This is a genomic window from Streptomyces hydrogenans (assembly GCF_014656075.1).
GTDB lineage: Bacteria > Actinomycetota > Actinomycetes > Streptomycetales > Streptomycetaceae > Streptomyces > Streptomyces hydrogenans.
Genome location: NZ_BNBS01000015.1, coordinates 74,415 through 87,000, shown reverse-complemented (window position 1 = coordinate 87,000; position 12,586 = coordinate 74,415). Strand labels below are relative to the sequence as shown.

Below are 12,586 nucleotides of genomic sequence, written 5' to 3'. Positions count from 1 at the left end.
ACTCCTGGCCACTCCTGGCCACTCCTGGCCACTCCTGGCCACTCCTGGCCACTCCTGGCCACTCCCGGCCACTCCCGGCCACCCCCGGCCACCCCCGGCCTCCTCCCGTGCCCCGACGCCCGTTCGTACGTCCCCGGCCCGCCCGTACTCCCCGTCCCCCGTGCCGCCGTTCCCGTCCGCCGGACAGCTGTGCCCGCCGCCCGCGCTGTATACGCTGGTCACGTGGCCAGCGGACAGGGGAAGCGCGAAGTGCGGGACGGTCGGAGCGGTAGGAGCGGTGCGGTGTCCACGGCGGAGGGCGGCGCGGACGTGGGGCTCCACCGGTTCGCCGTCGCGCTGCGCCGCACCCTCGGCGAGGTCAACCGGGTCGCCCACGACTTCGCCTCCGACCAGCGCCTGCATCCCACCGACGTGCACGCCCTGTCGTTCGTCCTCGACCACGAGGGCCCCGTCACCCCCGGCCTGCTCCGCAGCCACCTGGGGCTGACCTCGGGCGCGGTCACCGCCTGTCTCGACCGGCTGGAGAAGGCGGGGCACATCCGCCGGACCCGGGAGAGCGCCGACCGGCGGGTCGTGCACGTCGAGTACGCCGACGGCGCCATGGCCGTCGCCCGGGACCACTTCCGGCCGCTGGCCGAGGCGACCGAGAGGGCCCGCGAGCGGTTCGACGAGACCGAGCTCGCCACGGTGCTGCGCTTCCTGGACGCCCTCAACGACGAGCTGGCGGGACAGCGCGCGCCCCGGCGCTGAGAGCGCCCCCGTACCCCCTTCCGCTTCCCGTGTCCGGGCCCGTGGCCCGCGCGTGTTCTCGGCGTGCTTCAATGTGCCCCGAAGTCTCTCAATCATTGAGATTGTTTTCGATCGAGATATCGAGGGACGAACCGTGGAACGAGCCCCCGCACCCCCCGGAGCCCTCATGCCCGCCGCAGCCCCGCGCAAGCCGCGCCGACCGCTGCCCCTGCTGTCCCTGCTGCTCCTCGTCGTCTGGCTCGCCATCGGCGGCGCCCTCGGCCCCTTCGCGGGCCGCCTCGGCGAGGTCGCCACCAACGACCAGGCCGCCTTCCTGCCCCGCAGCGCGGAGTCCACCCGGGTCCTGGAGGCCCAGGAGTCCTTCCGCCAGGAGGAGACCCTGCCCGCGATCGTCGTCTGGACCTCCGCCGACGGCGGACCGCTCGCCCCCGGCACCGTGTCGGAGGCGAACCGGGCGCTGGCCGCTCTGGCGGGCGCACCCGGCGTGGTGGGGGCTCCCTCGCCCGCCGTGGCCTCCGAGGACGGCGAGGCCCTGCGCGCCGTGGTGCCGCTCCGTCCCGGCCTGGGCGACGAACTGCCCGCCGCGCTCGACCGGATCGACACCGCGGCGGGCTCCGTCGCCGGCACCGACACCTGGCTCGCCGGACCCGCCGCCAGCCAGGCGGACCTCTCCGACGCCTTCGCCGGGATCGACGGCATCCTCCTCGCCGTGGCCCTGGTGACGGTCCTCGTCATCCTGCTGCTGGTCTACCGCAGCGTCCTGCTGCCGCTGGTGATCATCATCGGCGCCGTCTTCGCGCTCGGCCTGGCCTGCGCCGTCGTGTACGTCCTCGCCGACCACGGCGTCGTCCGCGTCGACGGCCAGGTGCAGGGCATCCTCTCCATCCTCGTCATCGGCGCCGCCACCGACTACGCCCTGCTGCTCGCCGCCCGCTACCGCGAGGAGCTAGGCGCCCGCGGCGGAGCCGACCGCACGGCCGCCATGCGCGCCGCGCTCCGGCAGTCCGCCGGACCCGTCACCGCCAGCGCCGCCACCGTCGGCCTCGGTCTGCTCGCCCTCCTCCTCAGCGACCTCACCAACAACCGGGCGCTCGGCCCCGTCGGCGCCATCGGCATCGCCTGCGCCGTCCTGAGCGCCCTCACCTTCCTGCCCGCCGCCCTCGTCCTCCTCGGCCGCGCCGCCTACTGGCCGGCCCGGCCCAAGGCCGACGAGGCCCACCCGGTCTGGCGCCGGATCGCGGACTTCGTCGACCGCTCCCCGCGCCGCCTCTGGGCCGGCTGCCTCGCCGCGCTCCTCGCCTGCGCCGCCTTCTCCCTCACGCTCGACTCCAAGGGCGTCCCCTTCGACGAGATCTTCGTCAAGGACGCGCCCTCCGTCGCCGCCCAGGAGCGGCTCACCGCGCACTTCCCCGGCGGCGCGGGCAACCCCGCCGTCGTCATCGCCGACGCGGACTCCGCCGAGCGGGTCCGGGCCGCCGCAGAGGAGGTGGACGGGGTCGCCTCCGCCGCCGTCGCCACCACCCCGCCCCCCGGCCCCACCACCCCGCTCGTCGCCGACGGGCGCGCCCGCGTCGACGTCACCCTGGACGACCCCGCCGACAGCGACGCGGCCAAGGAGACCGTCGCCCGGCTGCGTACCGCCCTGCACGCCGTGCCCGGGGCGGACGCCCTCGTCGGCGGCACCACCGCCCAGCAGTACGACACCCGGCTGACCGCCGAGCGCGACCGCGCCCTCATCGTGCCGGTGGTCCTCGCGATCATCCTGCTGATCCTGGTCGGGCTGCTCCGCTCGCTGCTGCTGCCGCTGCTCCTGGTGGCCACGGTCGCCCTGAACTTCGCCGCCACGCTCGGCGTCGCCGCGCTCGTCTTCGAGCACGTCTTCGGCTTCACCGGCACCGACGCCGCCGTACCCCTGTACGGCTTCGTCTTCCTGGTTGCCCTCGGCGTCGACTACAACATCTTCCTGATGTCCCGGGTCCGCGAGGAGACCGTCCTGCACGGCACGCGCGAAGGCATCCGCCGCGGGCTCGTCGCGACGGGCGGCGTCATCACCTCCGCCGGCGTCGTCCTCGCCGCCACCTTCGCGGCCCTCGGCGTCATCCCGCTCGCCTTCCTCGTCCAGATCGCCTTCATCGTCGCCTTCGGCGTCCTCCTCGACACCCTGGTGGTCCGCTCCCTCCTGGTGCCCGCCCTCGTCCGGGACCTGGGCGCCCGCGTCTGGTGGCCGGGAAGCCTGCGTCACCGTCCTTGACGCATCCGAAGGGGCGGGTGAGCGGGAAGGTGGAGAAGGTAGGGAGGAGACGAGGGCGAGTCTCCCCGCTCGCACCGCCCCACGGAACGGAACAGCCATGGCCACACCCTCCACGCCCGAGCCCCGGTCCCCGTCCCGGCCCGGGGCCCGGTCCGCACCCGATGCCCGGCCCGGTCCCGAGTCCGGCGACCCGCCGCCGCCCGGAGCCCGCTGTCTGGTCACCGGGGCCGGCGGCTACATCGGCGGGCGGCTCGTCCCGGAGCTGCTCGACCACGGATACCGGGTCCGCTGCCTCGCCCGCACCCCCTCCCACCTGCGGGACTTCCCCTGGGCGGGGCGGACGGAGATCGTCCGCGGCGACGTCACCGACGCGGAGAGCCTGCGGGCGGCCCTGCGGGACGTCGACGTCGCCTACTACCTCGTGCACTCCATGACCTCGACCGCCGACTTCGAGACCACCGACCGGCGCGCCGCCCGCACCTTCGCCGCCGAGGCCCGGGCCGCGGGGGTGCGCCGGATCGTGTACCTCGGCGGCCTCACCCCCCGCGGCGTGCCCGAGGACCAGCTCTCCCCGCACCTGCGCTCCCGCACCGAGGTCGGCCGCATCCTCCTGGAGTCCGGCGTGCCGACCACCGTGCTGCGGGCCGCCGTCGTCATCGGCTCCGGCTCCGCGTCCTTCGAGATGCTCCGGTACCTCACCGAGCGCCTCCCGGTGATGGTGACCCCCAGCTGGGTCGGCACCCGCGTCCAGCCCATCGCCGTCCGTGACGTCCTGCGCGTCCTCGTCGGCAGCGCCCGCATGCCCGGCGACGTCAGCCGCGCCTTCGACATCGGCGGCCCCGACATCCTCACGTACCGCGAGATGATGCAGCGGTACGCGGCCGTCGCCGGTCTCCCGCGCCGCCTCATCCTCCCCGTCCCGGTCCTCACCCCGCGCCTGTCCAGCCTCTGGATCGGGCTCGTCACCCCCGTCCCGGCCGCGCTCGCCCGCCCCCTCGCCGAATCGCTCCGCCACGAGGTGGTCCGCGCCGACCACGACATCGAGCGGTACGTCCCCGACCCGCCCGGCGGCCCCGTGTCCTTCGACGACGCCCTCGCCCTGGCCCTGAAACGGGTCCAGGAGGCCGACGTGACGACCCGCTGGTCCTCCGCGGCGCCCCCCGGCGCGCCCAGCGACCCGCTGCCCACCGACCCCGACTGGGCCGGCGGCAGCCTCTACACCGACGAGCGCGAGCGCGACGTGAACGCCGACCCCGCCGACCTCTGGCGCGTCGTCGAGGGCATCGGCGGCGAGCACGGCTGGTACTCCTTCCCGCTCGCCTGGTCCGTCCGGGGGCGTCTCGACCGGCTCTCGGGCGGCGTCGGGCTGCGCCGCGGCCGCCGCGACGCCCACCGGCTGCGGATCGGCGACGCCCTCGACTTCTGGCGCGTCGAGGAGTTCGAGCCGGGCCGTCTGCTCCGGCTGCGCGCCGAGATGCGCCTCCCCGGCCTCGCCTGGCTCGAACTGCGCGTCACCCCCGCGCCCGGCGGGCGGGCCCGCTACCAGCAGCGGGCCCTCTTCCACCCCCACGGTCTGGCCGGACACCTCTACTGGCGGGCCATCTCCCCCTTCCACACGGCGGTCTTCGGCAGCATGGCGGACAACATCGCCCGCGCCGCCGAGCGCGCCGCGGAGCGCCGCGCCGGACGCACGGACGAGCGCGCCCCCACCGCTCCCCGCTGACCGCCGCGCCCCCGTCGGCGGTCAGCTCTCCTCGTCCACCCGGAACGCGAGCAGCGCCGTGTCGTCGCGGTGGTCGGAGAGGCCCTGGAGGATCCTCAGGAGGTCGGGGAGGGCCTGGCGGCGGCAGAGGGTCGCCTCGGCGGCCAGCCGGCGCTGGCCCTCGTCGATGGGGGCGGACGGGGTCTCGATCAGGCCGTCCGTGTACAGGAGCAGGGTGTCGCCGGGGCCCAGGACGTGGGTGTGGGTGGTCCGCAGGAGGTCCGAGGCGACGCAGAGCGGCGGGTCCGCCGCGCCGGGGAGGTAGGCGGCGTCGCCCCGGTCCGGGACGACCAGCGGGGGCGGGTGGCCCGCGCTGGACCAGGTCATCAGCCACGTGCCGTCCGGGCGGTGGCGCAGGACTACGTGCAGGGCGGTGGCCAGCGGGGCCGTGCCCAGGCCCGCGGAGACGTGGTCGAGCCGGGCCAGGACCGCGTCCGGCCGGGCGCCGGGGCCTCCCGCGTAGGCCAGGGCCCGCAGCATGCTGCGCATCTGGCCCATGGCCGTCGCCGCCGTCAGGTCGTGGCCGGCCACGTCCCCGATGCCGAGGACCAGCGTGCCGTCCGGGTGGGTGAAGGCGTCGTACCAGTCCCCGCCGATCTCCCCGCTGGGACTGGCCGGCTGGTAGCGCGCGGCCAGCGTCCCGCCCCGCACCGACGGCGGCCGGGTCAGGTGTGCCCGCTGGAGGCCGAGGGCGGTGCGCCGCGCCTGCTGGAGCTCCACGACCTTCCGGATCGGGTGCTGGGCGTGGTGCAGCACCTCCCGCAGGAGTTCCGTCTCGGCCGGTCCGGGGATGGGCGTGTCGCCGTTGCTGCTGGTGGCGGCGTAGCCGAGCACCAGGTCGCCGACGATGAGCGGGATCAGGGTGAGGCTGGTGGCCCCCGAGGCGTGCAGCCAGCGCTCGCTGACGGTCGGGATGAGCCCCGAGGGCATCGGCGCGCCGGGCTCCAGCCGGAAGGTGACCGGTTCCCGGCGGTCCAGGACCGCCCGCACCGCCGGGGGCACCGCCACCCGCTGGCCGCGCAGCGCGGGCGGGGCGGGCAGGCCGGGCCGGGTCGCCGAGGCGATCCGGCGGGCCGTCACCTCGGCGTGGTCCGGCAGCGGCCATTCCTCGTGCGAGAGCAGCATGATCAGGCAGGCGTCGGTCAGCTCCGGCACCACCACCTTCACCACCTCGGCGAACGCCTCGTGCAGGCTCACGCCCGACACCGCCGCGACCTGGCCCAGGAGCCGCTCGCGCAGCTGGGTGCCCCAGGCGTCCTCGACGTCGGCGGTGGCCGACACCCACTCGACGAGGCTGCCGTCCCGCAGGACCGGCACCGACCGGGTGGTCAGGTGCCGGTACGAGCCGTCCGCCGCCCGCACCCGGAAGGTCGCCTCGAAGACCCGGGGCCGGTCGCCTCCCGCCGCCCGCTGCCAGGCCGCGCTCAGCTTCTCCCGGTCGCGGGGGTGGATCTGCCGGTACCAGTCCGCGTCGGCCCGCGGGTGCCAGGGCTCCCCGGTGAGCTGTTCCCAGCCGGGGACGATCTCGTGCATGGAGCCGTCGGTGCCCAGCACCCACACCATCTGGGAGACGGCGGAGACCAGCGCCTCGTAGCGCTGGAGCGTCAGGGTCTCGGCCGTGGTGTCCATGGCCAGGACGAGGATCCCGGGGCCGTGGTCGGTGGTGACCGGGCTGCACGAGTAGACGAAGTGCCGGGCCTGCCCGGGTGCCCCGGTGTCGGTCCGCCGCTCGCCGACGACCTGCCGGGCCCGGCCCGTGACCCGTACGGAGTCGACCACCGCGAGGAAGCGGTGCGCGTCCGAGTCCGGGAACGCCTCGCGCGCCGGCCGCCCGATCGGCCGGGGCCCGAACAGCCGGGTGAACGCGGAATTGGTGTAGAGCAGCCGCCCCTCGGCGCCGGCCAGCACGGCGACGGCGGCCACGGCCCCGTCGAACATCCGGGGATTCACCGGCGGCCCCCCGACCCCGCTCCCGGAGGTGTCGGGCGCCGGACCGGTGCCGGGCCCGACTCCGGCATCACCCCGGGGCCCGCCCGGTTCCGTACCGGCCGCCCGGTCGGGTCCGCGCACGGCGGGGTCGGGCCCGGTCGGCCCTCCGGTGGTCCCGTCGCCCTTCACCCCTTCATCATCACGGCGCGCGGGGTTCTCGGCCCGTCGCCCCTCGGCCGTCCGGGCGTGTTCCGGCGTGGTTGACGCGCGTCGACCCGAAGGGCCAGGCTTCCTCCCGACAGGCTCCCTGACAGATGCATGACACGGCGAGCCGCCGTGCCGTGCCCTGCCGTGCCCTGCCGCGCCCCGGTTCGCGCGCCCATCGAGTGGAGGTCCGCCCCATGCTCCTGCACACCCGCGCTCCCGTTTCCGTCAGATCCGCCGCGTCCCCCGTGACCCGGCTCCTGCTCGCCCTCGCGCTGCTGGTCGCCGGCCTAGCCGGTGTCGTCGCCGGGGCGGGTCCCGCCCGCGCCGACGGCTGCTACACCTGGTCGCGCACCCTCTCCCAGGGCGCGACCGGAGCCGACGTCACCCAGCTCCAGATCCGCGTCGCCGGCTACCCCGGCTACGGCGGGGTCCTGGCCGTCGACGGCTCCTACGGCCCGGCCACCGCCGCCGCGGTGACCCGCTTCCAGTCCGCCTACGGCCTCGCCGCCGACGGCGTCGCCGGGCCCGCGACCTTCAGCAAGCTGTACGCCCTCCAGGACGACGACTGCACCCCGATCCACTTCACCTACGCCGAGCTGAACAACTGCAACAGCACCTGGGCCGGCGGGGCGGTCAGCGCCGCCACCGCCAAGTCCAACGCCCTGCGCACCATGTGGAAGCTGGAGGCCCTGCGGCACGCGCTGGGGGACCAGTCCATCCGGGTGACCAGCGGCTTCCGCAGCAGCTCCTGCAACGCGGCGGTCGGCGGCGCCTCCGACAGCCGTCACCTCTACGGCGACGCCGCCGATCTCGGCGCCGGTCCGCACTCGCTCTGCCGCCTGGCCCAGCAGGCCCGTAACCACGGCTTCAACGGCATCCTCGGCCCGGGCTACCCCGGTCACTCCGACCACGCCCACGTCGACCACCGGCCGAGCCGTTACTGGTCGGCCTCCTCCTGCGGGATCTGACCCCGGGGCGGCGAGCATCGCACCGGCCCGGCCGCGCACGCGCGCGACCGGGCCGGTGTCGTCGGGGCGGGGGAGCGGTTCAGTAGGTGACGCCCACGTGCGCCAGCGCCTGCTTGAGGAGGACGCCGTGGCCCCCGGGCATCTCGCTCTGGACCGTGAGGGAGGCCGCCTCGTGGGGGGTGAACCAGACCAGGTCGAGCGCGTCCTGGCGGGGGCGGCAGTCCCCGCTGACCGGGACGATGTAGGCGAGCGAGACGGCGTGCTGGCGGGGGTCGTGGAACGGCGTGATGCCGGCGGTCGGGAAGTACTCGGCGACCGTGAAGGGCTGGAGGGAGGCGGGCACGCGCGGCAGGGCGACCGGACCGAGGTCCTTCTCCAGGTGCCGCAGCAGGGCGTCCCGGACGCGCTCGTGGTGCATCACGCGGCCCGACACCAGGGTGCGGTTGATCGTTCCGTCGGCGCCGATGCGGAGCAGCAGTCCGATGCTCGTGACCTCACCGCTGTCGTCCACCCGTACGGGAACCGCGTCGACGTACAGGATCGGCATCCGGCCGCGGGCCGTCTCCAGCTCGTCCGAGCTCATCCAGCCGGGCGTGGTCTCAGTCATGTCAGACATCGCCTGATCATACTTTCCGTCACGGCCGCGCGGCCACGGTTCCGGCATCCGCCGTCCGGGTGACCTCCGGCCGCCGGCGACCGCCGCCGAGCCGGGCTCCGGGGCGCCCGGCCCGTGCCGACCCTTGGTCAAGGGGAGGGAAAATCACGGGAATTGGTCTAGTCCAAGCCTGTTCCGGGTGGGCAGGGGAAACGCGCGACGGGGCGCCCGACAGGTCTAGTCCAGCCTCCGTCCGGGCTGTTGACCCGCTTCCGCGCCGCGCCCTATCCCAGTACCCGGCACCCCGTCGGACTCCCACCCGGCGGGGGCCTCCCGACCACCCCTCACACCCCATGGGAATGACCGATATGAGAAGCACGCGCCCCCTGCGGGCCCTTCTGGCCGCCGTCACCACGGTCGTGGCCGCCGCCGGTCTGACCGCGCTCGGCGGCGGCACCGCCCAGGCCGCGACGCCGCTGCCGAACCGCGTGTTCGCCCCGTACTTCGAGGCGTGGACCGGCGAGAGCCCCGCCGCGCTCTCCGCCCAGTCCGGCGCCAAGCACCTCACCATGGCGTTCCTCCAGACCGCCACCAAGGGCTCCTGCACGCCCTACTGGAACGGCGACACGAGCATGCCGATCGCCGCCGCCACCTTCGGCGCCGACATCAAGACCATGCAGGCCCGCGGCGGCGACGTGATCCCGTCCTTCGGCGGCTACACCGCCGACACGACCGGCACCGAGATCGCCGACAGCTGCACCGACGTCAACCAGATCGCCGACGCGTACGAGAAGGTCCTCACGACCTACGACGTCACCCGGCTCGACATGGACATCGAGGTCGACTCCCTCGACAACAGCGCCGGCATCGACCGCCGCAACAAGGCCATCAAGGTCCTCCAGGACCGCGCCGCCGCCTCCGGCCGCACCCTGGAGATCTCCTACACCCTGCCGACCACCACCGGCGGCCTCGCGTCGAGCGGCCTCGCCGTCCTGAAGAACGCCGTCGCCAACGGCGCCCGCGTCGACGTCGTCAACCTGATGACCTTCGACTACTACGACAACGCCGTCCACGACATGGCCAAGGACACCCAGACCGCGGCCCAGGGCCTCTACAACCAGCTCGCCAAGCTCTACCCCGCCAAGACCGCCACCCAGCTCTGGGGCATGATCGGCATCACCGAGATGATCGGCGTCGACGACTTCGGCCCCGCCGAGACCTTCACCCTCGCCAACGCCCGCACCGTGTACGACTGGGCCGTCGGCAAGGGCATCAACACCCTCTCCTTCTGGGCGCTCCAGCGCGACAACGGCGCCTGCCCCGGCGGCGCCGCCGCCGACCACTGCTCCGGCATCGCCCAGAACACCTGGGACTTCAGCCACGTCTTCGCCCCGTTCACCGGCGGCACCACCACCCCCACCGACGACTTCTCCGTCACCACCGGCCCCACGAGCGGCACCGTGACGGCCGGCGCCTCCGCCACCACCACCGTCAGCACAGCGGTCACCGCCGGTTCCGCCCAGTCCCTGAACCTCACCGCCTCCGGCCTCCCGGCCGGCGTCACCGCGAGCTTCGCCCCCGCCTCCGTCACCGCCGGCGGCTCCTCCACCCTGACGCTCGCCACCGGCGCGTCGGCCGTCTCGGGGACGTACCGGATCACCGTCACCGCGGCCGGTCCCGCCGCCGCGCACACCGCCACCTACGACCTGACCGTCACCGGCGGCACCACCCAGTGCACCGCCGCCCCGTGGGCCAAGGCCACCACCTACACCGGCGGCCAGCAGGTCTCCCACCAGGGCCACACCTGGAAGGCCAAGTGGTGGACGCTGGGCGAGGAGCCCGGCACCACCGGCCAGTGGGGCGTCTGGCAGGACCTCGGCGCCTGCTGACGCCCCCCCACCCGTCGCCCCCGCCCCTCCCCACGGGCGGGGGCGACCCGCGTCCTACTTCACCGAGCCGGCCATCACCCCCTGCACGAAGTGCTTCTGGAAGGCGAAGAACACCACCAGCGGCACGGCCAGGGAGAGGAAGGCGCCCGGCGCGAGGACCCCGATGTTGCTGCCGAACTGCCGCATCTGCGACTGGAGGGCCACCGTCAGCGGCTGGGACTCGCCGTCCGCGAAGAGCAGGGCCACCAGCATGTCGTTCCAGACCCACAGGAACTGGAAGATCGCCAGGCTCGCGAGCGCCGGCCGCCCCAGCGGCAGCACCAGCCGCCGGAAGATCCGCCACTCGCCGCCGCCGTCGAGCCGGGCCGCCTCCAGCATCTCCCGGGGGATCTCCGCGAAGAAGTTCCGCAGCAGGAAGACGCCGAACGGCAGACCGTACGCCACGTGGAAGAGGACGACCCCGGCCACCGTCCCGAACAGGCCCACCGCGCCGAAGAGTTTGGCCACCGGCAGCAGGCCGATCTGGACCGGCACCACCAACAGGCCGACCACCACGAGGAAGAGCGCGTCCCTGCCGGGGAACTCCATCCAGGCGAAGGCGTATCCGGCGAGCGCCGCCACCCCGACCACGAGCAGCGTGGTCGGCACCGAGATGAGGACGGTGTTCCAGAACGCCTGGACCAGCCCCGCGTCCTCCAGCAGGGAGCGGTAGTTCTCGAAGGACAGCTGCGCCGGGTCGGTGAACGCCGTCCACCAGCCCTCCGAGGCGTTGTCCCGCTCCGAGCGCAGCGAGGAGAGCAGGAGCCCGGCCAGCGGGGTGATCCAGACGAGGGCGACCAGGACGAGCAGGCACTGGACCGCCGTGCTCCCCAGCCACCGGGTGACGTGCGTGGGCCTCCTCATGAGCCGCCCTTCCGGAAGCGCCGGATGTTGAAGACCATCGCCGGGACGACGAGCAGGAGCAGCAGCACGCTCAGCGCGCTGCCGAGGCCCTGGTCGTTGCCGCCGCCGAAGGAGACCAGCCACATCCGGGTGGCCAGGACGTTCGCCTCCTCCTGCACCGGGCCCGGGGCGATGACGTACACGAGGTCGAAGACCTTCATCACGTTGATGACCAGCGTCACGAACACGACCGTGAGGACGGGGGCGAGCAGCGGCACGGTGATCCGGCGGAAGATCTGCCGCTCGTTCGCGCCGTCCACCCGGGCCGCCTCCAGGACGTCGCGGGGCAGCGCGGCGAGCCCCGCCCCGATCAGCACCATGGAGAAGCCGGTCCACACCCAGAGGTAGGCGCCGATGATCGCCGGGGTGACCAGGGCGGGACCGAGCCAGTCGACCCCGCCGTACCCGGCGGCGAAGTTGGCGGCCGGGACCCGCAGTCGGTACGTCCCGTCGCCGAGCCCGTCGAAGTGGAAGCTGCCGTCGGCGGCCGTCCGCGCGGTGGCGACGGCCCTCCCGTCCCGGACGGCCTCGACGGTCATCCCGGGCAGCCCCTTCTCGCGGTCGTCGACGACCCCGGGCCGGCCGCCGGTGCCGGGCGTGAAGTCCAGGTACACGGTCCCGGCCAGGCCGTCCGGCGCGGGCGCGGGGGCCCGCGCGGCCTCCGCGCCCGCCGGCACGGCCCCGGGGGCGACGCCCACGAAGGGCAGCACCGCGACGGAGCCCGGCCGCAGCTCGCCGCTGGTGTACCCGTCGGCCGGGCCGCCCGCGAGTCCCCGGCCGTCCCGGGCGCGGGCGGTCGGGTACGGCGAGGGTTCGGCGAAGGCGTCGTGGACGCCCACCACCACCGCGTTGAGGACGCCCCGGTCGGGATCCTGCTCGTACGCCAGCCGGAAGACGATGCCCGCGGCGAGGAACGACACGGCCATCGGCAGGAAGAGCACCAGCTTGAACGCCGTCGCCCAGCGGACCCGCTCCGTGAGCACGGCCAGGAGCAGGCCGAGCCCGGTGAGCAGGGCGGGGGCGACCACCACCCAGAGCGCGCTGTTGCGCAGCGCCTTCAGCGTGGCCGGGTCCCGCACCATCTCCACGTAGTTGTCCGCGCCGACGAACCGGTCGCCGCTCGCGTCGAACAGGCTGCGGCCGACGGAGAAGACCACCGGATAGGCGACGAGCGCCCCGAGGAGCAGCAGGGCGGGCAGGGCGAAGGCGGCGCCGAGGAGCCGCCTCCTGCGCAGGGCGCGGCGCCGCGGGTCCGCCGCGGCGCGCGCTGTCGGCTTGCGGTCCATGGCGGGC

9 protein-coding genes are annotated in these 12,586 nt (G+C 74.7%); 5 read left to right on the top strand and 4 right to left on the bottom strand.

Annotation, left to right across the window (positions count from 1 at the left end; genetic code table 11):
- Nucleotides 1-282: 282 nt before the first annotated feature.
- From IE321_RS09545 to IE321_RS09535, 3 genes are all read left to right on the top strand, one after another.
- On the top strand, nucleotides 283-750 hold the full coding sequence (locus tag IE321_RS09545) for a MarR family winged helix-turn-helix transcriptional regulator (protein ID WP_226652958.1): 468 nt from the start codon (nucleotides 283-285) through the stop codon (nucleotides 748-750).
- Between the two features lie 166 nt (nucleotides 751-916).
- Complete coding sequence (locus IE321_RS09540) at nucleotides 917-3,001, top strand: MMPL family transporter (protein ID WP_190222478.1); 2,085 nt, start codon at nucleotides 917-919, stop codon at nucleotides 2,999-3,001.
- A 97-nt stretch (nucleotides 3,002-3,098) separates the two neighbouring features.
- Nucleotides 3,099-4,724, top strand: a complete 1,626-nt coding sequence (locus IE321_RS09535; RefSeq protein ID WP_190222477.1) for an SDR family oxidoreductase — start codon at nucleotides 3,099-3,101, stop codon at nucleotides 4,722-4,724.
- A gap of 21 nt (nucleotides 4,725-4,745) precedes the next feature.
- Here the strand turns inward: IE321_RS09535 and IE321_RS09530 are convergent, their stop codons facing one another.
- On the bottom strand, nucleotides 4,746-6,701 hold the full coding sequence (locus IE321_RS09530) for a SpoIIE family protein phosphatase (protein WP_190222476.1): 1,956 nt from the start codon (nucleotides 6,699-6,701) through the stop codon (nucleotides 4,746-4,748).
- Between the two features lie 392 nt (nucleotides 6,702-7,093).
- Here IE321_RS09530 and IE321_RS09525 point away from each other — a divergent pair, with 392 nt between their 5' ends.
- Complete coding sequence (locus IE321_RS09525) at nucleotides 7,094-7,867, top strand: D-Ala-D-Ala carboxypeptidase family metallohydrolase (RefSeq protein ID WP_051842685.1); 774 nt, start codon at nucleotides 7,094-7,096, stop codon at nucleotides 7,865-7,867.
- A gap of 79 nt (nucleotides 7,868-7,946) precedes the next feature.
- Here the strand turns inward: IE321_RS09525 and IE321_RS09520 are convergent, their stop codons facing one another.
- A complete protein-coding gene (locus tag IE321_RS09520; protein WP_107063366.1) occupies nucleotides 7,947-8,483 on the bottom strand; it encodes an NUDIX hydrolase family protein in 537 nt (178 codons plus the stop codon).
- Between the two features lie 347 nt (nucleotides 8,484-8,830).
- Between IE321_RS09520 and IE321_RS09515 the strand changes: the two genes are divergently transcribed.
- The gene (locus tag IE321_RS09515) at nucleotides 8,831-10,351 is read left to right on the top strand and encodes a chitinase (RefSeq protein ID WP_190222475.1); all 1,521 of its coding nucleotides are present in this window, start codon (nucleotides 8,831-8,833) and stop codon (nucleotides 10,349-10,351) included.
- Nucleotides 10,352-10,405: 54 nt separating this feature from the next.
- Here IE321_RS09515 and IE321_RS09510 read toward each other — a convergent pair whose 3' ends face one another.
- On the bottom strand, nucleotides 10,406-11,254 hold the full coding sequence (locus tag IE321_RS09510) for a carbohydrate ABC transporter permease (RefSeq protein ID WP_190222474.1): 849 nt from the start codon (nucleotides 11,252-11,254) through the stop codon (nucleotides 10,406-10,408).
- Nucleotides 11,251-12,579, bottom strand: coding sequence for a carbohydrate ABC transporter permease (locus tag IE321_RS09505; RefSeq protein WP_190222473.1), 1,329 nt, complete (start codon nucleotides 12,577-12,579; stop codon nucleotides 11,251-11,253). Before IE321_RS09505 ends, IE321_RS09510 begins: the two co-directional genes overlap by 4 nt.
- Nucleotides 12,580-12,586: the final 7 nt, after the last annotated feature.